Here is a 20279-nt window from a genome sequence, read left to right on the forward strand (position 1 = left end):
TCCCGCGGCTCCGCTCCCGCGCTCCCGCCTCATCGATCGGCACCGCCGTCCTCGTCGTCGGCGCGTCCGCGCTGCCAGCCGGACTGCAGGGCGCTCATCAGCGCCCTCGCCTCCTCGGGCGACCGTTCCTCGACCTCCGAGCCGGGCGCGCTCTCCGACGGGCGGGACTCCCGCACCTGGCGCGGCGGCATGTTCGCCTGCCGCACCCGGCGGGGCAGGCCGTCGGCACCGCGCCGCCCCGGCTGCCACAGGTCCGCGGGGATCGGGACCTCCCCGGAGTCACCGGTCCGGTCCACCCGCTCCACGACGATCTCCGAGCGCCGCTCCGCCGACTCGGGCCGGGCGCCGATGACGGTGAGAACCGGCGGCTCCTCGACGGGCTCGGGGTCGCCGAGCAGATTCTCGGGAATGAGGACGACCACCCCTGTGCCGCCGTACGGCGAGGCGCGCAGCGTCACCTCGACCCCGTACCTGGCGGCCAGCAGGCCGACCACCGCGAAGCCCAGCCGGTCGGTGTCGGCGGGGTCGAACTCCGGCGGGCTGGCCAGGCGCTCGTTGATCGCGGCGAGCTTCTCGTCGGTCAGCCCGAGTCCCCTGTCCTCGATCTCGACCGCGAAGCCTCGCGCGACGAGCTCGCCCCGTACCGAGACCGGGCTGGCCGGCGGGGAGAAGACGGTGGCGTTCTCCAGGATCTCGGCGAACAGGTGCATCATGTCCGCGGCGGCGTTGCCGATCAGGGTGGTGCCGCCCGTCGGGTAGATCAGCACCCGGGTGTAGTCCTCGACCTGGGCGGCCGCCCCGCGCAGCACGTCCTCCATCGGCACCGCCGAGCGCCACTTGCGGCCCGCCGCCCCGCCGGACAGGATCACCAGACCCTCGGCGTGGCGGCGCATGCGGGTGGTGAGGTGGTCGAGCCTGAAGAGGTTGTCCAGCGCGATGGGATCCTCGGCCTGCCTCTGCATGCCGTCGAGCAGCTTGAGCTGGCGCTGCAGCAGGGACTGGCTCCGGCGGGCGAGGTTGCGGAACGCCTGCGAGACGCCCTCGCGCAGCCTGGCCTGCTCCACCGCGGCGTCCAGGGCGCTGCGCTGGACGCTGTTGAAGGCGGCGGCGACGTCGTGGACCTCCGTCGTGCTGCCCGACGGCTTCAGCGCGGGTGCCTCCGCCTCCACGTCCACCCTGTCGCCGCGGCGCAGCTTCTCCATCACCCTCGGGAGCCGCACCTGCGCCAGGTCGGCGGCGGCCCGCCGCACGTCGGCGAGCTCCCTGGTGATCCCGCTGCCGATCCGGTACGAGACCAGCACCGACGCGATGACCGCGATGAGGCCGAGCACCCCGACGACGCCGGCGCGGACGAAGACGCCGACGGCCACGGGCGTGGCCTGCTCGACCAGCAGGGGGACGGCCGCCGCGAGGGAGCGCCGGTAGGAGGCGTCCACCTCGTCCCCGACGGAGCGCCAGGCGGCGGACGACACCTCGGAGACGCCGGAGAGCAGGCGGTTCTCCAGGTCGGTGAAGCGGGCGTACGCGGAGGAGGCGATCAGCTCGGAGAAGGGGGCGCGCAGCTCGGGGGAGAGGTCGGGGAGCGCCTGCTCCATGAGGAAGGCCCGGTTTCCGGCGAGCTTGGCGAACAGCCTCGTCTCGCTCGCCGTCATCGGGGTTCCGAGCGCGAGCGGGCCCGCGACGAGCGCCCGCTCGCGGTTGAGCACGTCCACGGCCTGGTTGATCATCGTGATGCCGCGCGACTGGCGGTAGAGCGGGAGGTCGTTGCTGAGGCTCAGGGTGTTGAAGAGCCGGCGCAGGGCGTCGGGCACCCGGCCGAACTCCTCGGTGAGGCCCACCGGGCCGATCCGCCCGGTGTCGATCCTGGCGCGGATCGCGTCGAGCCCGTCCACCTGGCGCATCAGCTCGGCGTGGCGTGCCTTCATCTCGTCGGACATCGCCGTCTGCGCCACCCCGACGGTCGTCTGCCGACGCAGGCGGTCACGGGCCTGGTCGGTGACGAGGCGCTGGCTCGCGAGGGTGTCGCGGTCCGCGGCGGAGCGGGTGGCCAGGTAGTCGGCCGACAGGAGGTGCTCACGCTGGACCGCCGCGCCGAGCTCTCCGGCGGGCTTGCCCACGGAGTCGTACAGCGTGCTGAGGGAGAGCAGGCTCATCGAGTCGCCGACCGTCACGGCCGCCGCGAAGCCCCACACCCCGACCAGTGAGACGAGGGGGATGACCAACAGCACCGAGACCTTGAACCGGATGGACCTGCTCGCTGCCATGTCACCTCAACGGCTTGCTCTCGGAGCGCCCGGGGAGACCGGGCAATCTCTAGATCGCCGACGACAATAGCACTGGCGGCTCCCCCTATTTGTAGCCTATTCGTGACATGTGATGAAAGAGTTTCCAGAAGTGAATGAGTCAGCCGAGGGCGGCGCGTGAGGCGTGAGCGGCGCCCCGCGCCCACGTCAGCCGCGCGAGCCGGACGGCGAGCACTCCGACCAGCGCGACCTCGGCGCCGAGCAGCGACCACTCGACGAGACCGACGAACATCCCCTGCCCGGGAAGCATCACGTAGACGAGCGCCAGCAGCCCGAAACCCCCGGCCAGCGTGAGCCACTCCACCGGCCTGGCCGTCGGCCGCCACCGCTCGTCCTCGGCGAACCGCGCCACCGTCAGGCCACCCGCCGCGGGCACCGCCGCCAGCACGGCGACCGACAGGTAGCGGTACGTCTGGGCGATCAGGTCCGTCCCCGTGGCGGGAAGCGCGGCGGGCAGCACCGCGAGGACGACGAGCCCCGCACCCCAGGCCAGCATCAGCCGCTCGGCCAAGGCGTCCACCGGCGCCCCCACGGCCCGCAGCCCGGCGACCACCGCGAAGGCCGCGATCCCCAGCGCCGCCATCGCGAGTCCGGCGGCTCCGGTGCGGTCCAGGGCGGCGTACTCACCGATCGTCAGATCGAGCGGGTTCGGGGAGAGGACCGGTTCGGTCAGTCCCGTGACGGCGGCCACGACGGCGACGACGATCGCGGCACATGCGATCAGGGGGGAGAGCCTCTTCGACGCGAGCATGCGCTAAGACTGTCCACCGGTGGACGTTTCAGACATCCGGCGGCATCCCTGATCCGACCCTGAGGCGCCCCTGAGAGCCCTCGCCCCGAAACGGTCCCGGTACGCGGTCCCGGTACGCGGTCCCGGTACGCGGTCCCGGTACGCGGTCCCGGTACGCGGTCCCGGTACGCGGTTCGCCGCCTCCTGTTCGAAGGCGGCGAACCGTCCCGGGCGAACCGCGGTGGTGCGCCCGCATCCGGCCGCACTGTCGCGGATCCTCGCGGTGTGAACCACGGCCGCGTGCCCCGTGTCCGGCTACGCGGCCGTGGATCCTCGCGGTACGCGGCGCGAACCGCGTACCCGTATCGGCTGCTCCACCGCGGATCCGCGCGGTGGGAGCAGTCACGGTCGTGTGGTGGGGGCCACGACCGTGTGGTCGCCGTGTCCGTGTCTCAGCCGAGGCCGCGGACCTCGGCGTAGCGTGCCCTGACCTCGGGCGCGGGATCGGCCTCGTAGTGCTCGACCTTGCCCGCCTCCCAGGCCGGCGGCTCGTCGCCGCCGAGCAGCCAGGCGGCCTGCCTCGCCGCACCGTCGGCGACGTACTCCCCCGGCTCGGGGACGACCACCGGCCGCCCGAAGACCGCGGGGGCGATCCGCCGTACGGCCTCGGACTTCGCGCCTCCGCCGATGAGCAGCACCCTGGCCGGGTCGAGCCCGAGGGCGTCGAAGGCGTCGGCGAGATGGCAGAGCATGCCCTCCACCGCCGCCCTGGCGAGGTGCGCCGGGGTGGAGGTGGCCAGCGTCAGCCCGTGCAGCGAGCCCGTGGCGGTGGGCAGGTTCGGGGTGCGCTCGCCCTCCAGGTAGGGGACGTGGACAAGTCCTCCGGCCCCCGAGGGCGCCTCGAGCGCCAGCCTGCCGAGCTCGTCCAGACCGACCCCGAGCACCCGCGCGGCGGCGTCGAGCACCCTGGCGGCGTTGAGTGTGGCCACCAGCGGGAGGAACCGCCCCGTGGCGTCGGCGAACCCGGCCACGGAACCGGTCGGGTCGGCGATCGGGCTCTCGGCGACCGCGAAGGCCGTCCCGGACGTCCCGATCGACACCACCACGTCCCCGGGCAGGGCGCCGACCCCGAGGGCCGCCGCCATGTTGTCGCCCGTACCCGGCGCGAGCCGCACCGCGTTCGCACCGGGGACACCGGCCGCGGGCCGTACCTCGCCCGCGGAGTCGCGGGGACCCAGCACCTCGGGCAGGCCCGGTAGGGTGCCGAAGGCCCCCTGGAGGAGGTCGGTCCGGTAGGCGCCGGTCGCGGGCGACCAGTAGCCGGTGCCCGACGCGTCACCTCTGTCGGTGACGAACTCCCCGCCCAGCCGCCAGGTGAGCCAGTCGTGCGGCAGGCACACCCTCGCCGTACGGCGGGCGGACTCCGGCTCGTGCTCGGCCAGCCAGCGGAGCTTGGTCACCGTGAACGACGCGACCGGCACACTGCCGACCGCCTCGGCCCAGACCTCGGGGCCGCCCAGCTCCTTCACCAGGTCGGCGGCGGCTCCGGCGGAACGGGTGTCGTTCCACAGCAGCGCCTTCCTGACGACCTCGCCGGACTCGTCCAGGCAGACCATGCCGTGCTGCTGCGCGCCGATGCTCATCGCCTCGACGCCGTCCAGCCCGCCCGCCTGTGCCAGCGCCTCCTGGAGCGCCTGCCACCACGCCTCGGGGTCGACCTCGGTGCCCTCGGGGTGGGTCGCGCGTCCCTGGCGGACCAGGGCGCCCGTACGGGCGTCCCTGATCACCACCTTGCAGCTCTGGGTCGACGAGTCGACCCCGGCCACCAGTGTCATCCCCGGACTCCGAGGAGGTAGTCCATCGCGAGCTGGTTGAGGCGCGTGAAGTGGAAGCCGCGCGCCGCCACCGCGTCGAGGTCGAACTCGTCGCGGTTCAGGTCGGCGATCGTCTCGCCGGGGGCGAGCGTCGGCTCGGAGAGCTCGGCGACCCTGCTCGCGGCGAGCGCCTCGGCGACCTCGGGGTCGGCGCGGAACGCCGCCACCTTCTCCTTCAGGATCAGGTACGTGCGCATGTTGGCCGCGGCGGAGACCCAGACGTCCTCGGAGTCCTCGGTGCGCAGCGGCTTGTAGTCGAAGTGCCTGGGGCCGTCGTAGCCGCCGTTCTCCAGCAGGTCGACCAGGAAGAAGGCGTTCTTCACGTCGCCGTGGCCGAAGATCAGGTCCTGGTCGTAGCGGGGACCGTGCTGGCCGTTCAGGTCGATGTGGAAGAGCTTGCCGTGCCAGAGCGCCTGCGCGATGCCGTGCGCGAAGTTGAGCCCGGCCATCTCCTCGTGGCCCACCTCGGGGTTGAGGCCGACGCGCTCGGAGTGCTCCAGCTCGTTGATGAACGCGAGGGCGTGGCCGATGGTCGGGAGCAGGATGTCGCCCCGGGGCTCGTTCGGCTTGGGCTCGATGGCGAACCTGATGTCGTAGCCCTGCTCGATCACGTACGAGGTGAGCAGGTCCATGCCCTCCTTGTAGCGGCTGAGCGCGGCCTTGATGTCCTTGGCGGCCCCGGACTCGGCGCCCTCGCGCCCGCCCCAGCAGACGTAGGTGGTCGCGCCGAGCTCGGCGGCGAGGTCGACGTTGCGGATGACCTTGCGCAGCGCGTAGCGGCGGACGTCGCGGTCGTTGCTGGTGAATCCACCGTCCTTGAAGACGGGGTGGGTGAACAGGTTCGTGGTGGCCATCGGAACCTTGAGCCCGGTCTCGGCCAGCGCCTTCTTGAAGTTCGCGATGGCCCTGTCACGGTCGGGCTCGACGGCGAGCAGGTCGTCGTCGTGGAAGGTGACGCCGTACGCGCCGAGCTCGGCGAGCCGGTGGACGCTCTCCACCGGGTCCAACGGGGCCCTGGACGCGTCCCCGAAGGGGTCGCGGGCCTGCCAGCCGACGGTCCAGAGCCCGAAAGTGAAGCGGTCTTCGGGCTTGGGGGTGTAGGCGCTCATCTGCGTTCCTCCGATTTAATCCACTTTATGGACTTAATATGGATCGAGGTGGTGGGATCGTCAAGAGGTGGATGCTCCATGACACAGGCTGTACGCCACAATTCGATGCGCGCCCGCAACCTGGGTGTGGTCCTCAGCGAGGTACGCAGGAGCGGTCCGATCAGCCGGGCCGCACTGGCCGAGATCACCGGGCTGACCAAGACCACGGTGTCGAAGATGGTCGGCGACCTGATCGAGGCGGGCATGGTCGCCGAGTCCGGCGCGCTCAGGGACGGCGAGCGGGGACGGCCCGGCACGGCCGTCGCGCTCAGCGGGCAGCGGGTCGCCGCGCTCGGCCTGGAGATCAACGTCGACTATCTGTCCGCCTGTGTGGTCGATCTCACCCTCGCGGTGCGGCTCAGGTATACACAGGCTGTGGACAACCGCAGTGTCTCGCCTGTGGAAACCCTGTCCCACCTGGAACAACTTGCCCACAGGGCTGTGGACGAAGCTCGCGCGGAGGGCCTCACCATCGCCGGATCGACCCTCGCGGTCCCCGGCCCTGTGGAGGACGGGCTCGTCCACACGGCCCCCAACCTCGGCTGGCACGACGTCCGCGTCTCCGAGCTGCTGAACTTCCCCGTCACGCTGGACAACGAGGCCAACCTCGCCGCCCTTGGCGAGCGCTGGTTCGGCTCCGTCCCCGGCGACTTCCTGCACGTGTCGGGGGAGATCGGCATCGGCGCGGGCCTGGTGGTCGGTGGGACCCTGTTCCGCGGCGCCAGCGGCCTCGCCGGAGAACTCGGCCACGTGGTCGTCTCCCCCGAAGGCCCCGCCTGCCGCTGCGGCGGCCGGGGCTGCCTGGAGCAGTACGCCGGACAGGACGCGCTGCTGAGGGCCGCCGGACTCGCCGGGGTCCCCGACGGGGTGACCACCCTGCTGGGGCGCCTCCAAGCGGGCGAGCCCGCCTCGCTGGAGGCCTGCGAACGCGCCGGCCAGGCGCTCGGCGTCGCCCTCACCTCCGCCGTGCACCTGATGGACCCGGGAACCATCGTGCTGGGCGGGGTGTTCGCCCCGCTGTTCCCGTGGATCCGAGGCACCACGCACGAGACGATGACCTCGCGACTGGGCGTGATGCGCCGCGCCGTCCCCGAGCTGACCGTCTCCCGCCTCGGCGGCGACGCCGCCACCCTGGGCGCCGCGGGCCAGGTCATCCACCGGGTCATCGCCGACCCCTGGATCCACCTCGCCACCCCCGCCCCCGACCTCGACTCCCGCGCACCTCGCGGTTGAGCACTTTTCCCCCTGCCCCCCTTCCCCGCGTTTCCCTCGTCTCCCCTCGTTGAGAAAGACCATCCGCGCCCTGATGAGCCGCCTGGTCGTGTCCGACCCTGCGGGCGACCCCTGGTTGTGCGCCACCGCCCGCAGGAGGTGGGGAGCGCGACGGCACGGGAGGCTGGTCGCCGTGCCGCCGCGCCGTTCATGGAGCCGTGGTCGGCTCGGTCCGGTCACCTCGGGGCCGGGTACGCCACAGGTCGAGGTCTATCTGTTGCATCCGGTCTGAGCTTCCCCCAGTAGTCCGGACATCGGCGGTGTGTCATCAGTGTCCGGCGGCCGGTGAAATCCGGGCCAGACCTCGCCGGAGGTCAGTCCGACGGGGCAGCTCACGCCGGTGCCGCTCGGCGTGCAATGGCCGTTAAGTCCGGAGTTTGTCAGCTTGGGCGCTTACGCCGACGAGGCGGCTTGGCGAGATCACGGCAACGAGTTACCAGATCATCTATTTCCGGCAGGTTCGGGTCCGTGCCGCCGTCGTCACAACAGGCGGGCTTGGTACGCTCACCCACCGGCGGCGCGTCCAGCCCGCATACCTCCCACAGCGAGGTATAGACATCGTGCGTCCGGTTGCGCTCATCATGAGGTCCCAGCATTAGAACCCATGCGTGACCCGGCTCTTTGAAGGCGACCACGACGCGCATGGCGCCTCTCAGATGCTTGACGCACAGCCGACTCACCGGGAGTTCCCCCGTGAGCCGATATCCAAGGGCCGCGCAACCGCGCACTTCCAAATCACTGACAAAAGCGACAAATGACCTGAGATCTGCTCCGCGCAAGGTCTCAGCGTGCTTCTCCGCGAGAACCGAGAGATAGACCTCAGTCTTCACCGGCGGTCAGCTCCGAATTCTTGGAACTCCACTCTGCCCTGATCTCCCGCCACGGACGGCCCTCGCCCTGTTCCATCTGCCGAAGACCGTCGGTCAGCTGATCGTTTTCCAGAAGCTCCCGGTCCTGCAGGCGCTGCCAGACCGCCTCGACCAGATTCCGGGCACGGCCGGCCTGGCGTAGATCCTGGACGAGCGTTGCCACGGTGTACAAACGCTCGGCTTCAAGCATCAGGCGGGGCCTTCCCCTGACCGGGACGAGTAGCCCTTCCTTGGCCCACGCGCGAACCGTCTTCTCGTCAACACCGAGAATCTTCGACGCGATCGTCGCCCGCACCGGCTCGGCGTGAGCGAGCAGATCCTGGACGACCTCCCGGACCGTGTTACGGGTGCCGGTCTCACGAGTACTGGCGGCCACCTCGTCCAGCCGTTGTGCCTGCTCGAACAAGAGCAGCGCAGCCCGCTCCTCGATCTCTTTTCTGCGAGGAGCCTGCACTGTGGCACCCGTCTCACAATCACTCTGCGGCGGGAGCGTCCGATGCTTTCGCTTCTTGGCCGTTCCGGCTGAAGCCTTCCGAGGCCTGACATCGGTCATGAGGATGGTTCTCCTTCCCTCTTCAGGGTACTCCCTGTTTCAGGCCCAAAACCGGGAGTCAGGCTTTGATCTTTCGGCAAGACGGGTCACCTGGCTTGACGTTGGTGCCTACCAACGCGATGTAGCCGGTGACATGGAGCGGTCAGCCAGGCAGCAGGGTGAAGGCGGTGACATGCGCGGGCCGCACCACGGAGAAGTCCCTGGTGTCCAGGGTGAACACCTCGGCGATGCGAAGACGCTCGGCGATGGCGACCACCGAGGCGTCCGCCGATCCGAGAGGAAGGTCTGAATAGCGCTCCACCAGGTCGGCGATACGGTTGAGGTCATCGTCTGTGAGATCGACCAGGGCGAAGATTCCGGATCTCAGCGAGCGCAGGAATCCGGCCTCCACCTTGGCTCCGCCGATCTTGCCGAGCATGTAGGAGACCTCACCTGCCACGAAAGCCGGAACGAGGAGTTCGCGTCGTTCTCTGCGAAACTGGTTGAACACCTCTACACAGACATCGTGCCTGCGGTCATTTCGGATGGCAGCGGCGACGATGGGGCCGGTGTCAACAACGATCACACTTCGTGACCATACCCCTGGCGCAGGAGATCCTCAGTGCGTTCGGCGATGTCGTCCCGCTCGGTGGTCACCGATCCGAACCAGGAAGGAGGCCACTCCTGACCCGACTCACCCTCACCGGAGTGGACGAGACGCAGGGTATGCGCGCGCACCTCATGGAGCTGGTCCGGCGTCAGTCGATCGACCAGCCGATGCATGTCCTCGTACTCTTCAGGAGCAGCGGTCATAGCCGGAGTCTACGCCAATCCGACTGGAAAGCACCGATCTACCAGCGCACTTGCCTCGAAGCAATGCGTTCAGGTCCTGTCGCCTGAAGCGATCGGCTTCGTCGACTCTCCGGATCGACGAAGGGACAACAGCGAGCCCGCGCTCGAAAACCGGGCGCGAGCCGTGCCGGTGAAGTCGGCGCTACCCCTCGGTCGGGGCCAGGCCCGTCTGGCAGGCGGCCCGCTCGGACGGGTCACCCAGCTTGACATTGGTGCCGCCGATGCCGCAGCGGCCACCAGGGTTCGGGAGGCTGCCGCGGTCCGGACAAGAGATCACCTGATCGGCTCCCCACCCTCGGGCTTCAGGCGTCGGTGTCCTTCGGGTGCCGGGGGGAGGCGTAGACGATCCAGACGGTGCGAGTGGCGTCATCGATGACATAGCGGACGCGCCCGCCACTGGTGACCTCGAACTCCCACTGCTCCAGGTCCCTACCGTTGTGACGATGAGTCGCGAGGTCGCCGCGTAGGCGATGTTGCCGCTCGTGATCCGCCCGTGAGCGCGGGTCGGCACGCAGTGCCTCGAAACATCGGCGTGTGTTGCCCAGGGCGTGGCGGCACAGCTCCTCCCACCCCCTGACCGCGTCACCGGTACCGAACCGGATGTCCCATTCGTCATCCGGAGGGGGGACCGTGACCCGGTCACCCCGCTTTGGGCTCACGCTGAGACCTCTACCGCCCCATAGTCGCCGCTTGTGGCCTTGCGAGCCTGGGCGTAATGGGCGGGGTCGGCCTTGATCCGAGCGGTCGCCCGCCAGCCCGCGATGACTTCCTGCGTGGTGACATCGACATCGAGTTCCGCGGCGTCGGAGAGCGCCTCCACCAGTTCGAGGGTGAAGGCGCGCAATTCGGTGGAGGTGAGGTGGCGCACCCAGGGGAAGACCTCGGGCATGGCGATGACCAGCGTGCGGGCGGTCGGATCGTGCTTGATGAGGGCGAGAAACAGGCGGGATGCCGTAGCCAGGGTCTGCTCGCGTCGATCCTCACGATCAACAGCGGTCAGGTAGAAGTCTGGGGCGTCGCGGTGAGTGACGCGTACTCGTCCGAGGCGCGCGGCGCGTTCGGCGACGGCTCGGGGGTTTCTCGACAGGTCTGAGAAGGTGACGGCGTCGGCGTTACTGCTCACCCTGCCATCGTAAGTCAGAACACATTCTGAAGTCGGTGAACCGGAGAAGGAGCTTCACACGATCGTCTCGTCGCGGATGGACGGTCAGGAAGCCTGGCGCGCCTGGTGGGCGGGCAGCTCGAACCAGACGGCCTTTCCGTACTTTCTCGTGCGCGTGCGACCGGTGCCCCAGGACCGGGACAGGGTGTCGACGAGGAACAGCCCGCGACCGTTCTCACCCTCGTCGGATTCCTCGCGCACCTGGGGGAGGGATGGATCTTCGTCCTCGACCTCGCAGCGCAGCGTGCCCTCCCGGCAGGAGAGGGTGACGACCGGTGCTCCCCGCCCGTGGAGCACGGCGTTGGTGACCAGCTCGCTGACGAGCAGTTCCGCGATGTCGCTCTCCCCCGTGCATCCCCAGTCGTCGAGCTGGGTTCGCACGAGACGCCGCGCCAGGGGCGTCGAGGAGATGGCGGGCGACAGCGTCCAGGAGACCCGCCGGACGCGCGCCGCGCGGGCGGCCCGGATCACCGGCTCGCCGAGTCCGCGCAGGAGGCGTCGCCATCCCGGCGGACGGACGTTTCCCGGTCGGGCCGGAGAGACCGGCCGGCCGGGTGCCGTCTGCTTGGTCGCGGAGCCCTGGCGCATGAGCTCAGGCCGCCTGGGCATAGGAACCCCGGTGAGCCGGGATGCTGCGTCCGTCGGGCAGAAGCTCGCCGTTGTCCTCGAACAGCACCACACCGTTGCAGAGGAGTCCCCACCCCTGCTCAGGGTGGAAGGCCACCAGGCGGGCCGCGTCGTGGTCAGGAGCGTTCGCGGATGGGCACTGAGGCTGGTGCTGACACATGGCCGTTACCTCGATCCTTGACTCTCGCGGGAGAGTCTTCGGGAGCCACCGCTTCCGGATTGACGTTCATCGTCGGCTTTTCCGGTCCGGTGAGCTGCTTTCACCCCCTACGATGCCGCGCCCGCCGCCCGCTGTCTGCGCTGGCAGCACCCGTTCCCGCCCCATGCCAACGACCCCCCTGGCATACCTGCTAACCGCAATGCCCAAGCAAAGCCCCGCCCCTGCCGACGTATTCGGCTACGAGGGGTCCTGGGCGGGGAGGATCGCGGTGCAGATCTCTCGTAGTTGGCGGAGCTGGTCGGGGGTCAGGCGGTCGAAGAGGGTCTGCCGTACGACCTCGACGTGCCCCGGGGCGGCGGCGGTGAGGGCGGCGAGGCCCTCGTCGGTGAGGATCGCCCAGCTCACGCGCTTGTCGGCGGCGCACGGCTCGCGTCGCACCCAGCCGCGTTCCTCCAGCCGTTTCACCGCGTGGGACAGGCGGCTCTGGGAGGAGTTGACCTCCGCCGCCAGCTCGCTCATCCGCATCATGCGCTCGGGCGCCTCGGAGAGCTTCACCAGCACGGCGTAGTAGGCGTGTGGCATGCCCGAGTCTCGCTGCAGCTGCCGGTCCAGCTCCTCCAGGACGAGCTGCGAGGCGGCCATGTAGGCGCGCCAGGTGCGCTGCTCGTCGTCGTCCAGCCATCGCGTCACGGGGCCATCTTACTTGAGCTCTCAATGAAACGGAGGTAATGTACTTGAGAGTTCAAGTTTTTGGGAGGAACAATGCCGGTCCAGCGACTCAACCACGCCGTTCTCTTCGTCCGCGACGTGGAGCGCAGCGTCGCCTTCTACCAGGAGGCGCTCGGCTTCAGGACGGTCATGGGCATGCCGGGCGCCGCGTTCCTTCAGGCCTCGGGATCCAGCAACGACCACGACCTCGGCCTCTTCGAGGTCGGCGCGCAGGCGGGCCCCACGGGGGCCGGGCGATCGACGGTCGGCCTCTATCACCTCGCCTGGGAGGTCGACACCCTCGCCGAACTGGAGCGGATCGCCCTCAAACTCGGCGAGCTCAACGCCCTCGTCGGCGCCTCCGACCACTCCACCACCAAGGCCCTGTACGCCAAGGACCCCGACGGGCTGGAGTTCGAGGTCTCCTGGCTCGTTCCCGCCGATCTTCTCACCGAGGAGACGCTGAACGGGCGCTCCCGCATCAAGCCCCTCGACATCGCGAGGGAGAAGGAGCGGTACGGCGCCGAGACGCGTGGCGGCCTCGGGATCTCGATCCCCGCCTGAGCACTCCTGGTGGCGCGGGGAAGAGAAGGGTGATCCGGTGAAGGCCTCCCCAGCCCTTCACCGGATCACGGACTTCGCATCCACCGACGTGCCCGCAAAGTCGGGCGATACTCCCCTTTTTCGTATTTTTTACCTATCCGTATATCCCCTCACCGGGGGTCACAGCCTGCCGAACCAGTCGCGTACGGCGTCGACCCCGCCGGTCCCGAGCGCGACCATCAGCGCGTACCGCGCCTTCGAGGGCGCCAGACCGCGGGCACCGATCGCCCCGACGCGAGCGGCGAGCCCCGCACCCAGGCGCAGTTCGTCGAACGGGGTCGCGTGGGTACGGCACCTCGACGCGACGACCACCGGGATCCCCCACTCCGTCAGCTCGGCGATCGTCGTGAAGAGCTCGACCGGCACGTTGCCCAGCCCGGTCCCCTCCAGCACGACGCCCTGTGCCCCCGCGTCCACGACGGCGGTGAGCGACGCGGGACCGATCCCCGGATAGGTCTTGATCAGGGCCACATCCGACGCGGGGTCCCCCACGAACGCGGGCGGCCGGGGCGGCGGGGCCGACAGCGGCTCGACCCGGCCGCCGACCACCCGGCCCAGCACGGGAAAGGGGCCCGACGAGAACGCCGCGACGCTCGTGGCGTCGACCTTGGTGACCCAGCGGGCCGCGTGGATCTCGTCGTTCACGCACACGACGGCCCCGGCACCGCGCAGGGCGCCATCGGCGGCGGCCGTGATGGAGGAGGCGAGGTTGCGCGGCCCGTCCGGGGACAGCTCGTCCAGGGAGCGCGTGGCCCCGGTCAGCACGATGGTTCCGCGCTCCGCCGCCCGGCCCGCGAGCAGGTCCACGAGATAGGCGGTCTCCTCCAGCGTGTCGGTGCCGTGCGTGATCACGACGCCGTCGAACCCGCGCTCCAGGATGGCCGAGCGTGCCCTGCGGGCCAGGTCCAGCATGGTCGAGGTCGACATGTCCCAGCTGGGCTCCGCCATCACGTCCTCGACCACGACGTCCGCGGTGATCGCGCCGGGCGGGAGTGCCCGCAGGAGCTCGGCCCCGGACGAGAACCCCGGGCGGCCGGGCGCGTAGGAGTAGGCGATGAGATCGCCGGTCGCCAGCAGCAGCACACGCTTCAAGGCGCGGTCCCTTCGATGGGCCGTGTTCGGGTCGCCTCCATTTATAACCCAGGACTACCCCCATTGGGGTTATCTTCGGATCATGCAATGTCGGGAGAGGTCGTCGGGGGCGGATGCCTTCGGGGCGGCTGGACGCGGAGGCGTACGAGGGCAGCCCGAAAGACCGGTGCGGGAAACCGTCAAGGGGGCCGCACCGGAAGGAACCGCTGAAGAAGCGGCACCGGAAGGGACCGCCGAGGGGACCGCACCGGAAGGGACCGCCAAGAGAACCGCTGAGGGAGCCGCACCGGAAGGAGCCGCGCCGAAGGTGGGGTTTGCCCTACCTTTTTCTGGGATACCTCGCCCCTGTGTCCCGGCCGTCCCGATCTCTACCGTGGTCGTATGACCGCCATCGAGATGACCACCCCCTGGGAGAGGATCAGCGCCCACTGGTCCACACGGACCTGGCTCCGCACCGCGCACCTGGTGGTGGGGGCACCGGTCGCCCTGCTGGGCGCGTGGACGATCCTGGCGCTGGTGGCGGCGGCGGTGCTGCTGGTGTGGACCGTGGTGGTCCCCGTGGTCGCGCTGCTGCTGTCCTTCGTGGTCGTCCGGCTGCTCACCCTGGTGCAGCGATCCCGGTTCGCCGCCTTCCTCGACGTCGACATCCTCCCGGTCGCGCGCCGCCCCCTGAGCATGAACCCGTTCAGGCGGCTGGTTCAGGAGGCGAGGACGCTGAGCACCTGGCGCCGGCTCGGATACCACCTGCTCGCCCCGCTGATCAGCGGCATCGGCGCCTTCTCCGTCGTCGGGGCGTGGGCGGGCGGCCTGGTCACCGCCGCGCTCGCCGTGCGGTACTGGGCACTGGAGGAGAGCTGGCGGAGCGTGGCGTTCGTCCTCGTCTCGGGGACCCTGTTCGTCGCGGCGCCGTGGGTGGCCCGCGGGTTCGCGCTGCTGGACGTGATCGCCGCCGAGGCCCTGCTCGGCCCCAGCCTGAGCGACCAGCTCGTCCAGCGGGTCGAGACGTTGCAGGAGAGCCGGGCCGAGGTGGTCGACGCCGCGGACGCCGAGCGCCGCCGCATCGAGCGGGATCTGCACGACGGCACCCAGCAGCGGCTGGTCTCGCTCGCGATGAACCTGGGCATGGCCCGCGCCACCCTCACCGACCTGCCGGAACCCGCACGCGAGGTGATCGTGCAGGCGCACGAGGAGGCGAAGCAGGCCCTCAAGGAGCTGCGCGACTTCGTCCGGGGGCTGCACCCGGCCGTGCTCAACGACCAGGGCCTGGACGCGGCGCTGTCCGGCCTCGCGGTGCGGGCGCCGTTCCCCGTACGGCTGAGTGTCGACATCGCCGAACGGGTCTCTCCCACGGTCGAGGCGGTGGCGTTCTTCGTCGTGTCCGAGTCGCTCACCAACATCGCGAAGCACGCGGGGGCGTCCTGCGCCGAGGTCGTCGTCGAACGCGTCGGTGACCGCCTCCACGTCTCCGTCGGCGACGACGGCCACGGCGGCGCGGACCCCGACGCCGGGACCGGCCTGCGCGGCCTGGCCCGCCGGGTCGGCTCGGTGGACGGCATCCTGTACGTCGACAGCCCGCTCGGCGGGCCGACGACGATCAGAGTGGAGCTGCCGTGCGCGTAGTGCTCGCCGAGGACTCGGTGCTGCTGAGGGAGGGGCTCGTCCGCCTGCTCGGCTCGGCGGGCATCGAGGTCGTGGCCGCGGTGTCCGACGCCGAAGGGCTGCTGCGCGCCGTGGACGAGCACGTCCCCGACCTCGTCGTCACCGACGTGCGGATGCCGCCCTCGCACACCGACGAGGGCCTGCGCGCGGCGCTCGTGCTGCGCCGCCAGCGGCCGACGCTCGCGATCCTCGTGCTCTCCCAGTACGTCGAGGAGCGCTACGCCACCCAGCTGCTGTCCACCGCGACCAGCGGGGTCGGCTATCTGCTCAAGGACCGGGTGGCCGACGTCGAGGAGTTCCTCGACGCGCTGCGCCGGGTCGCCGCCGGAGGCACCGCCCTCGATCCCGAGGTGGTCGCCCAGCTGCTGCTGCGCAGGCACAGCGACCCGCTGGACCGGCTCACCCGCAGGGAGCACGAGGTGCTCTCGCTGATCGCGGAGGGCCGCTCCAACACCGGGATCGCCGAGGCCCTGGTGGTGTCGGAGAGCGCGGTCGGCAAGCACATCAACAACATCTTCACCAAGCTCGATCTCTCCGGCGCCGACAAGGACCACCGCCGGGTACTCGCCGTCCTGCGATTCCTGAGGGTTTGAAAGCATGCCGACAAGAAACAACGTGCGGATCGCCTGGCTGGTCGCGGGCGGCGCGCTCACCGCGCTCGCCGTCGCCTTCACCGCCATAGGGGCGTGGGCCGAGATCACGGCGCCCCGCCGGACCACCGAGACCACGATGCGCTCCTGGGCGCTCACCGCGCCGGGGATCGTCGTGGAGAGCGCGAGTCACGTCAACATCTCGGTCGTACCGGGGGCGGTGAAGCGGCTGGACCTGGAGCGGATGCTCTTCTGGACCCGGGATCGGCCCGTGGTCACCGAGGAGTGGGACGGGCGGACGCTCAGGCTCGACGTCCGCTGCCCCGGCGGCGACCGTCCCGGTGACCCCGTCTGCCAGGCCGACTACACCCTGCGCGTACCCGCCGCCACCGACGTCGAGGTGAAGTCCCGCCGCTTCGGGACCCTCATGGCGAGCGACATCGACGGTGACCTGCGCCTCTCCACCACCGTGGGCGACGTGATCGTGGAGGGCACGAAGGGCGATCTGTGGGCACGGACGCGGACGGGGGACGTGATCGGCATCGACCTCGGGTCCACGAAGGCCGACGTCGAGACCGTTACGGGAGACGTCGACCTGGGGTTCACGGTCCCGCCCGGCGACGTCGGCGCCGTGGCGAGGACGACCGGCGACGTGAGGGTGAGGGTGCCGGACGGAGAGGAGTACCGGGAGGGCTACGACGTGCGGACCGGCCCGGGGCACGCGGTCGTCGAGGTGCGGCGCGACCCGGCCGCACCTCGTCGGATCACCGCTCTGACCGGGAGCGGCGCGCTGCACATCTTCCCGTTCTGACCTATCCCCCTGGCCGGAAAAGGACGAACCGTACACCCTTCCCGTCCTGGTTTCCCCTCTCCCCTTAGAGTGGGAGCGTTCCCACGCATTGGGGGAACCCTCTCGACGCCGGGCCGCGACCGTGCTCATGATGGCGGTGGAACGCTTCCACCGACCGGGACGACGGCGACCCGCCACCCCGCGCGTTCCGGCAGTCGCGAGAACCGACGGGGGGTTTTCGAAGCATGACCGTAACGACCATCTCGGCCCGGGGCGAGACCCTGGCCTTTCCCCAGGGCTTCGTCTGGGGGGCGGCGACCGCCGCCTACCAGATCGAGGGCGCCGTGCGAGAGGGCGGGCGCGGCCCGTCGATCTGGGACACGTTCTCCCGCACGCCCGGAAGGATCGCCGACGGCCACACCGGCGACGTGGCCTGCGACCACTACCACCGTTACGCCGACGACGTCCGGATGATGGCGGAGCTGGGCCTCGGCGCCTACCGGTTCTCGGTCGCGTGGCCCAGGATCCAGCCGTCGGGCTCCGGGCCCGCCGTCGCCGACGGGCTCGACTTCTACGACCGGCTGGTGGACGAGCTGCTCGCGGCCGACATCGCGCCGTACGTGACGCTCTACCACTGGGACCTCCCCCAGGCGCTGGAGGATCGGGGCGGGTGGACCAACCGCGACACCGCCTACCGCTTCGCCGACTTCGCGCGCATCATGCACGACCGGCTCGGCGACCGCGTCGGGACGTGGATGACGGTGAACGAGCCGTGGGTGTCGGCGGTGCTGGGGTACGGCATCGGCATCCACGCGCCGGGCCGCGCGTCGGCGGCGGAGGCGTTCCGCGCCTCCCACCACCTCCTGCTCGCCCACGGGCTGGGCGCCCAGGTGCTGCGCGAGGCGGGCGCCCGCGAGATCGCCCTCACCCTGAACCTCACGCCGGTGATGACGCCCGGCCAGGTGAACGACCCCGACCTCGTCCCCTCCGCCGAGGACGCCGAGGCGGTGGAGCGGATCGACTGCCTCATCAACCGGCAGTTCCTCGACCCCGCCCTGCGCGGGAAGTATCCCGACCCGGCGCTCGCCATCATGGAACGCATGGGCGGGATCGACCACATCCGCGACGGCGACCTCGAAACGATCAACCAGCCCGTCGACCTGCTCGGGATCAACTACTACACCCCCTGCGTCGTACGGTCCCGGCCGGGCGAGCCCGCCAACGCCGCCTACCCCGGCAGCGAGGACATCCTGTTCAGCGGCACCCACGCCCCGACGACGGCGATGGGCTGGGCGATCGTGCCGACCGGGCTCTCCCAGCTGCTCACCCGGCTCTCGCGCGACTACCCCGAGGTCGGCCTGCTCGTCACCGAGAACGGTGCCGCCTTCGACGACGTGGTGGAGGACGACCGCGTGCACGACGCCGACAGGACCGGCTTCTTCGAGGGCCACCTGAGGGCGGCGCACGCCGCGATCGAGGCCGGCGCCGACCTGCGCGGTTTCCTGGTCTGGTCGCTGATGGACAACTTCGAGTGGGCCGAGGGCTACCACAAGCGCTTCGGGATCGTGCACGTCGACTTCGAGACGCAGCGTCGGCTGCCCAAGGACAGCGCGCTGTGGTACCGCGAGGTGATCCGGCACAACGGGCTGCACCGCGAGCGCGCCAAGCGTCCCACCCTGGAGGCGGTCGCGGCCCGCGCGGGCGTGTCGAGGTCGACCGTCTCCCGGGTGATCAACGGTGAGGGCACGGTCAGCGACGAGTTCCGCGCCATCGTGATGAACGCCGTGAACGAGCTGGGCTACGTCCCCAACTCGGCGGCCCGCAGCCTGGTGACCCGGCGCACCGACTCGATCGCGCTCGTCGTCGTCGGCTCCCCCGCCTCGGTCAGGGCCGACGACCCGCTGTTCTCCGCGACCGTCCGCTCGGTCACCGGGGAGCTGGAGGAGTCGGGCAAGCGCGTCACCCTCATGCTCGCCGACTCGGCGGCCGGTCGGCTCCGGGTGGAGCGGTACGCCGCCTCGGGGCACGTCGACGGGGTGGTGCTCGTGTCCACCCGGGGCAGCGACCCGCTGCCCGCCGCGCTGGCTCGCACGGGCGTCCCCGTCGTGTCACTGGGCAGGTCCGCGATGGAGACGCGGATCTCGTACGCCGACATCGACAACGTGGGCGGTGCCGCCTCGGCGGTGAGGCACCTCCTCGACCGGGGACGGCGGCGGATCGCCGCGATCTCCGGGCCCCCGGACGCGATCGGCGCGGGGGAGCGGCTTGAGGGATACCGCAAGGCGCTGCGCGACACCGGGCACCGGTCGATCATCGCCGTCGGCGACCTCACCCTCGCCTCGGGCGCGGAGGCCATGCGCCAGCTCCTGCGCGACGATCCGGCGCTCGACGCGGTCTTCGCGGTGGGCGACCTGATGGCGATCGGCGCCCTGCGGGTGCTGAGCGAGTCGGGACGGCGGGTGCCGCACGACGTCGCGATCGTGGGGTTCGACGACATCGAGGCCGCCTCCTACACCGTGCCCGCGCTCACCACGGTGCGCGTGCCCACGAAGGACCAGACACGGGTGGCGGTGCGCCTGCTTCTCCGCCAGATCGACGGCGGGCCCATGTCGTCGACGATCCTGCCCACGGAGCTGGTCGTCCGGGAGTCCACCTGAGCTGTTCGAGACGCCAGACGTACCCGACGCGCTGACCGCGAGCCGCGTCCGGCGGCCCGCGCTCCGGACGCGCCTCGCGGACCGGCCGCGGCTCGCGGACCGGGGGCGGCTCGCGGACCGGGGGCGGCTCGCGGACCGGGGGCGCGGGGACGCGGGCGGGAGGCCCGACGGTCAGCCGGGGGTCTGGAGGAGGACCTTGCGCTCGTCCGCGGTGAGCTCGCGGACGGTGCGGTCGCGGGCGAGCTCCAGAACCTCCTCCATCGGGCCGCACACGTCGCACCGCCAGACCCGGACGGTGGCGTCGCCGTGCGTGGTGACCAGGTGGCGGCCGTCGCGCCCGAACCCCACGCTCTCGACAGAGGCGCCGTACCCCTGGAAGACCACGGGCTCGCCTCGGCCCGCGGCCGTCCAGATCCTGACGGTGTTGTCGTTGCCACTGCTCGCCACGTGCAGCCCGTCGGGACTGAAGGACACGCTCCACACCAGACCCTGATGCCCGCGCAACACCACCGGCTCGCCGCGTCCCGAGACGTCCCACACCCGGACCGTGCCGTCGTTGCCACTGCTCGCCACGTGCAGCCCGTCGGGACTGAAGGACACGCTCCACACCAGACCCTGATGCCCGCGCAACACCACCGGCTCGCCGCGTCC

General features: G+C 70.7%; 23 protein-coding genes. 7 read left to right on the plus strand and 16 right to left on the minus strand.

The window, feature by feature from the left end; all coding sequences use genetic code 11:
- Positions 1 to 29: 29 nt before the first annotated feature.
- From ACFY3D_RS05715 to xylA, 4 genes are all read right to left on the minus strand, one after another.
- Positions 30 to 2264 (minus strand): nitrate- and nitrite sensing domain-containing protein, encoded by a 2235-nt coding sequence (locus tag ACFY3D_RS05715; protein ID WP_389975327.1) that lies wholly within the window; start codon positions 2262 to 2264, stop codon positions 30 to 32.
- A 139-nt stretch (positions 2265 to 2403) separates the two neighbouring features.
- Positions 2404 to 3054 carry a DUF998 domain-containing protein gene (locus ACFY3D_RS05720; RefSeq protein WP_389975330.1) on the minus strand — a complete coding sequence of 217 codons (651 nt, stop codon included), beginning with the start codon at positions 3052 to 3054 and terminating at the stop codon, positions 2404 to 2406.
- Positions 3055 to 3485: 431 nt separating this feature from the next.
- Entirely contained in the window at positions 3486 to 4868 is a 1383-nt protein-coding gene (xylB, locus tag ACFY3D_RS05725) for a xylulokinase (RefSeq protein ID WP_389975333.1), read from the minus strand.
- A complete protein-coding gene (xylA, locus tag ACFY3D_RS05730; RefSeq protein WP_350942357.1) occupies positions 4865 to 6016 on the minus strand; it encodes a xylose isomerase in 1152 nt (383 codons plus the stop codon). The genes xylB and xylA overlap by 4 nt, the downstream gene beginning before the upstream one ends.
- 78 nt (positions 6017 to 6094) lie before the next feature.
- On the opposite strand from xylA, the gene ACFY3D_RS05735 reads away from it, so the two are divergent.
- Together ACFY3D_RS05735 and ACFY3D_RS05740 are read left to right on the plus strand one after the other, a co-directional pair.
- The gene (locus tag ACFY3D_RS05735) at positions 6095 to 7288 is read left to right on the plus strand and encodes an ROK family transcriptional regulator (RefSeq protein WP_350942355.1); all 1194 of its coding nucleotides are present in this window, start codon (positions 6095 to 6097) and stop codon (positions 7286 to 7288) included.
- Between the two features lie 49 nt (positions 7289 to 7337).
- Positions 7338 to 7559 carry a hypothetical protein gene (locus ACFY3D_RS05740; RefSeq protein WP_389975337.1) on the plus strand — a complete coding sequence of 74 codons (222 nt, stop codon included), beginning with the start codon at positions 7338 to 7340 and terminating at the stop codon, positions 7557 to 7559.
- Between the two features lie 148 nt (positions 7560 to 7707).
- On the opposite strand, the gene ACFY3D_RS05745 is transcribed toward ACFY3D_RS05740, so the two are convergent.
- The 10 genes from ACFY3D_RS05745 to ACFY3D_RS05790 all read right to left on the minus strand — a co-directional run bounded on the left by ACFY3D_RS05745 (position 7708) and on the right by ACFY3D_RS05790 (position 12219).
- Complete coding sequence (locus tag ACFY3D_RS05745; protein ID WP_389975340.1) at positions 7708 to 8157, minus strand: hypothetical protein; 450 nt, start codon at positions 8155 to 8157, stop codon at positions 7708 to 7710.
- On the minus strand, positions 8147 to 8749 hold the full coding sequence (locus ACFY3D_RS05750) for a MerR family transcriptional regulator (RefSeq protein WP_389975343.1): 603 nt from the start codon (positions 8747 to 8749) through the stop codon (positions 8147 to 8149). The genes ACFY3D_RS05745 and ACFY3D_RS05750 overlap by 11 nt, the downstream gene beginning before the upstream one ends.
- Before the next feature lie 142 nt (positions 8750 to 8891).
- The gene (locus tag ACFY3D_RS05755) at positions 8892 to 9314 is read right to left on the minus strand and encodes a type II toxin-antitoxin system VapC family toxin (protein WP_389975346.1); all 423 of its coding nucleotides are present in this window, start codon (positions 9312 to 9314) and stop codon (positions 8892 to 8894) included.
- Positions 9311 to 9541: a hypothetical protein gene (locus tag ACFY3D_RS05760; RefSeq protein WP_386202091.1), complete on the minus strand. Its 231-nt coding sequence runs from the start codon at positions 9539 to 9541 to the stop codon at positions 9311 to 9313. The genes ACFY3D_RS05755 and ACFY3D_RS05760 overlap by 4 nt, the downstream gene beginning before the upstream one ends.
- A gap of 181 nt (positions 9542 to 9722) precedes the next feature.
- Positions 9723 to 9857, minus strand: coding sequence for a hypothetical protein (locus tag ACFY3D_RS05765; RefSeq protein WP_389975349.1), 135 nt, complete (start codon positions 9855 to 9857; stop codon positions 9723 to 9725).
- A gap of 25 nt (positions 9858 to 9882) precedes the next feature.
- Complete coding sequence (locus ACFY3D_RS05770) at positions 9883 to 10239, minus strand: hypothetical protein (RefSeq protein WP_389975352.1); 357 nt, start codon at positions 10237 to 10239, stop codon at positions 9883 to 9885.
- Positions 10236 to 10703, minus strand: coding sequence for a hypothetical protein (locus ACFY3D_RS05775; protein WP_350942330.1), 468 nt, complete (start codon positions 10701 to 10703; stop codon positions 10236 to 10238). Before ACFY3D_RS05775 ends, ACFY3D_RS05770 begins: the two co-directional genes overlap by 4 nt.
- Before the next feature lie 84 nt (positions 10704 to 10787).
- Positions 10788 to 11351, minus strand: coding sequence for an ATP-binding protein (locus ACFY3D_RS05780; protein WP_362903919.1), 564 nt, complete (start codon positions 11349 to 11351; stop codon positions 10788 to 10790).
- Positions 11335 to 11529, minus strand: a complete 195-nt coding sequence (locus ACFY3D_RS05785) for a DUF5999 family protein (RefSeq protein WP_350942327.1) — start codon at positions 11527 to 11529, stop codon at positions 11335 to 11337. The genes ACFY3D_RS05780 and ACFY3D_RS05785 overlap by 17 nt, the downstream gene beginning before the upstream one ends.
- 237 nt (positions 11530 to 11766) lie before the next feature.
- On the minus strand, positions 11767 to 12219 hold the full coding sequence (locus ACFY3D_RS05790) for a MarR family winged helix-turn-helix transcriptional regulator (RefSeq protein WP_389975355.1): 453 nt from the start codon (positions 12217 to 12219) through the stop codon (positions 11767 to 11769).
- Between the two features lie 72 nt (positions 12220 to 12291).
- Here ACFY3D_RS05790 and ACFY3D_RS05795 point away from each other — a divergent pair, with 72 nt between their 5' ends.
- A complete protein-coding gene (locus tag ACFY3D_RS05795; protein WP_389975358.1) occupies positions 12292 to 12801 on the plus strand; it encodes a VOC family protein in 510 nt (169 codons plus the stop codon).
- Positions 12802 to 12960: 159 nt separating this feature from the next.
- Here ACFY3D_RS05795 and ACFY3D_RS05800 read toward each other — a convergent pair whose 3' ends face one another.
- Positions 12961 to 13923 carry an asparaginase gene (locus tag ACFY3D_RS05800; RefSeq protein ID WP_389975640.1) on the minus strand — a complete coding sequence of 321 codons (963 nt, stop codon included), beginning with the start codon at positions 13921 to 13923 and terminating at the stop codon, positions 12961 to 12963.
- A gap of 390 nt (positions 13924 to 14313) precedes the next feature.
- Here ACFY3D_RS05800 and ACFY3D_RS05805 point away from each other — a divergent pair, with 390 nt between their 5' ends.
- The 4 genes from ACFY3D_RS05805 (at position 14314) to ACFY3D_RS05820 (ending at position 19628) form a co-directional block, all read left to right on the plus strand.
- Positions 14314 to 15552: a histidine kinase gene (locus ACFY3D_RS05805; protein ID WP_389975361.1), complete on the plus strand. Its 1239-nt coding sequence runs from the start codon at positions 14314 to 14316 to the stop codon at positions 15550 to 15552.
- Positions 15543 to 16184 (plus strand): response regulator transcription factor, encoded by a 642-nt coding sequence (locus tag ACFY3D_RS05810; RefSeq protein WP_362519929.1) that lies wholly within the window; start codon positions 15543 to 15545, stop codon positions 16182 to 16184. Before ACFY3D_RS05805 ends, ACFY3D_RS05810 begins: the two co-directional genes overlap by 10 nt.
- Positions 16185 to 16188: 4 nt before the next feature.
- Complete coding sequence (locus ACFY3D_RS05815; RefSeq protein WP_389975364.1) at positions 16189 to 16992, plus strand: hypothetical protein; 804 nt, start codon at positions 16189 to 16191, stop codon at positions 16990 to 16992.
- A gap of 224 nt (positions 16993 to 17216) precedes the next feature.
- Positions 17217 to 19628, plus strand: coding sequence for a GH1 family beta-glucosidase (locus ACFY3D_RS05820; protein WP_389975367.1), 2412 nt, complete (start codon positions 17217 to 17219; stop codon positions 19626 to 19628).
- Between the two features lie 171 nt (positions 19629 to 19799).
- On the opposite strand, the gene ACFY3D_RS05825 is transcribed toward ACFY3D_RS05820, so the two are convergent.
- Positions 19800 to 20279 (minus strand): WD40 repeat domain-containing protein (locus ACFY3D_RS05825; protein ID WP_389975370.1); only part of this gene is annotated, 480 nt, incomplete at its 5' end.

The organism is Streptosporangium sp. NPDC000509 (assembly GCF_042898365.1).
GTDB lineage: Bacteria > Actinomycetota > Actinomycetes > Streptosporangiales > Streptosporangiaceae > Streptosporangium.

Coding starts and splice junctions, on each gene's coding strand:
- ACFY3D_RS05785 (WP_350942327.1), bottom strand. CDS start 11,529: ATGTGTCAGCACCAGCCTCAGTGCCCATCCGCGAACGCTCCTGACCAC.
- ACFY3D_RS05750 (WP_389975343.1), bottom strand. CDS start 8,749: ATGACCGATGTCAGGCCTCGGAAGGCTTCAGCCGGAACGGCCAAGAAG.
- xylA (WP_350942357.1), bottom strand. CDS start 6,016: ATGAGCGCCTACACCCCCAAGCCCGAAGACCGCTTCACTTTCGGGCTC.
- ACFY3D_RS05795 (WP_389975358.1), top strand. CDS start 12,292: ATGCCGGTCCAGCGACTCAACCACGCCGTTCTCTTCGTCCGCGACGTG.
- ACFY3D_RS05820 (WP_389975367.1), top strand. CDS start 17,217: ATGACCGTAACGACCATCTCGGCCCGGGGCGAGACCCTGGCCTTTCCC.
- ACFY3D_RS05780 (WP_362903919.1), bottom strand. CDS start 11,351: ATGCCCAGGCGGCCTGAGCTCATGCGCCAGGGCTCCGCGACCAAGCAG.
- ACFY3D_RS05720 (WP_389975330.1), bottom strand. CDS start 3,054: ATGCTCGCGTCGAAGAGGCTCTCCCCCCTGATCGCATGTGCCGCGATC.
- ACFY3D_RS05715 (WP_389975327.1), bottom strand. CDS start 2,264: ATGGCAGCGAGCAGGTCCATCCGGTTCAAGGTCTCGGTGCTGTTGGTC.
- ACFY3D_RS05735 (WP_350942355.1), top strand. CDS start 6,095: ATGACACAGGCTGTACGCCACAATTCGATGCGCGCCCGCAACCTGGGT.
- xylB (WP_389975333.1), bottom strand. CDS start 4,868: ATGACACTGGTGGCCGGGGTCGACTCGTCGACCCAGAGCTGCAAGGTG.
- ACFY3D_RS05815 (WP_389975364.1), top strand. CDS start 16,189: ATGCCGACAAGAAACAACGTGCGGATCGCCTGGCTGGTCGCGGGCGGC.
- ACFY3D_RS05805 (WP_389975361.1), top strand. CDS start 14,314: ATGACCGCCATCGAGATGACCACCCCCTGGGAGAGGATCAGCGCCCAC.
- ACFY3D_RS05760 (WP_386202091.1), bottom strand. CDS start 9,541: ATGACCGCTGCTCCTGAAGAGTACGAGGACATGCATCGGCTGGTCGAT.